Source organism: Novosphingobium sp. FKTRR1 (genome assembly GCF_020404405.1).
GTDB lineage: Bacteria > Pseudomonadota > Alphaproteobacteria > Sphingomonadales > Sphingomonadaceae > Novosphingobium.
Window position 1 is genome coordinate 1 of sequence record NZ_JAIZDA010000083.1, and the last position, 2237, is coordinate 2237.

1 protein-coding gene is annotated in these 2237 nt (G+C 58.0%); it reads left to right on the top strand.

Translation table 11 applies throughout. The features are described 5' to 3' along the window. Window positions 1–622 precede the first annotated feature (622 nt). On the top strand, window positions 623–2237 hold a 1615-nt coding region (locus LDN95_RS22980), incomplete at its 3' end, for a reverse transcriptase domain-containing protein (RefSeq protein ID WP_226019821.1).

Sequence of the window (2237 nt, forward strand, 5' to 3'; positions counted from 1 at the left end):
CTACAAGGACAGTGCGCCGTTGCGGCGCTGAAATGGAGTATCAGTGATGATGAGGTAAGTTGAGAATGCCTCTGCTCGCCGGACTAACCTCGGGCCTCACAAGGTCTGAAATCCCGAAAGGGACGGGGAACAATAGCATGTTCGGAAAAGGCCGGATGCGTCTGAGTCGCAAATCGAGGCGATGACGGTCAGGGCAAGGTGCGTATGGTGAAGGCTACACTGCTTAAATCCCAGTCTGCAGCAATCTATATAGCGATACTGGCGAAAGCGACTGTCACGCCAGGTCCGGATGATGACAGCGGTCTCATGTCTTGGCCGCCTGTTTCTCAGCCCATCCGGTGCGCCTCTCGTCGAGGGGTTTAGTGGACGAACGGGACACCTAACCGCGCCGCATCTCCATTCAGCGTAACTACGGGATGCCCTAAACAGGCGGCTTAGGCCGGCCTGCATGGGTACGGAGCCGCCATATTACTCAAACGCCCGGGGTAATACCCGGGACATCGACCTCTTCGGAGGCGGCGGTGCAACCGTATAAGGTCTCGAGCGATTGGGCCGAAAGCGGGGAAGACCGGGGGAAGGGCGGCAGCTGTGATTCTTCAACCACCAATCATGGGGTGTGCTGATGCTGCCAGAAACTGTGAAAGGCCGGTTGGAGGCCATTCCGGCGCTCGTTGCGTCGGGCAAACGGGTAAATGGGCTTTATCGTCTGATGGGGTCTCGCCTCCTCTGGGAGGAGGGGCTCCAGAAGATCGCATCCAACAAGGGTGCGATGACGCCGGGTATTGACGGCGAGACCTTCGCGGACTTCGGACCGGAAGACCTCGACCCGCTTATCGCCAGTGTGACGGCGGGGACCTATGAACCCAAACCAGTGCGTCGGGTGTTTATCCCGAAAGGCAAGGGCAAACGGCGTCCGCTGGGGATTCCCACGCGTGATGACCGCCTCGTTCAGGAAGTGGCACGGCAATTGCTCGAACGGATCTATGAGCCGGTGTTCTCGAACGCCTCCCATGGATTCCGGCCGGGCCGGTCGTGTCATACGGCGCTTGAACACGTCAAAGCCGTATGGACGGGGGTGAAATGGCTCGTAGATGTGGATGTCGCAGCGTTCTTCGAGAACATCAACCATGACATTCTCCTGCGGCTGCTGCGGAAACGGATCGACGATGATAAATTCATCGGCCTGATCGGCAGCATGCTTAAGGCGGGCGTTATGGAAGACCGGGTTCACACCCGGACCTACAGCGGCACTCCGCAGGGCGGTATCGTCTCTCCAATCCTGGCCAACATCTATCTCCATGAACTCGATATGTTCATGGCGGAACGGATCGCAGCTTTCGAAAGGGGGAAGGTCCGTGCCACGAACCCGGAATATGGGCGACTGGCTGGGCGCATCCAGAAACAACGGAAGCGCGTCACCATGCTGCGGGCTAAAGACAATGTCGATGAGGTAAAGGTTGCGGCCGCCTTGGCCAAAATCCAAACCTTACTGCCGCAAAAGCGTTCCATCCCGTCGAGAGATGCGATGGATCCCGGTTATCGCCGACTTCGTTACTGTCGCTACGCGGACGACTTCATGATTGGGGTTATCGGTAGCAAGGAGGATGCACGAAGCGTGTTCGCCGAAGTCAGGGCATTCCTGACCGACGCACTGGCGCTCACGGTGTCCGAGGAGAAAAGCGGTATCCGCAAGGCGAGCGATGGAGCCGCCTTCCTTGGATATGAGGTCCGCACATATACGACACGTCAACGGGTTGTCCGGAGTCGACAAGGCTCCGTCAGCTTCCTCCGTCGGCCGCCGTCGGAAGTTATGCAGCTTCATGTCCCTTGGGAGAAGGTCCACGCGTTCGCCTCGGCAAAAGGCTATGGTGATCTGTCGGTGTTGAAGCCGCGTCATCGGAGCCTGCTGCTAAGCTGCAGCGACGTTGAGATCGTCCTTGCTTACAACGCCGAATTGCGGGGGTTTGCGAACTACTATGCTCTCGCCAAGGATGTGAGCTACAAGCTGAACAGGCTTGAGTTTCTCCAGCGGTGGAGCTTGTTCAAGACCTTGGCTAGCAAGCACAAAACTAACGTGCGAGCGGTCGTGACCCGCATGAGGACGGGGCAGGAATTTACCATCGACTACGACGTCGATGGCCAGCCCCGCTCGGCCAAAGTCTGGAAATTGGCTCATCTGAAACGTGATCCGGCCACCTCGTCCAGGATTGATATCCAGCCTTGGACGCAGGTGTTCA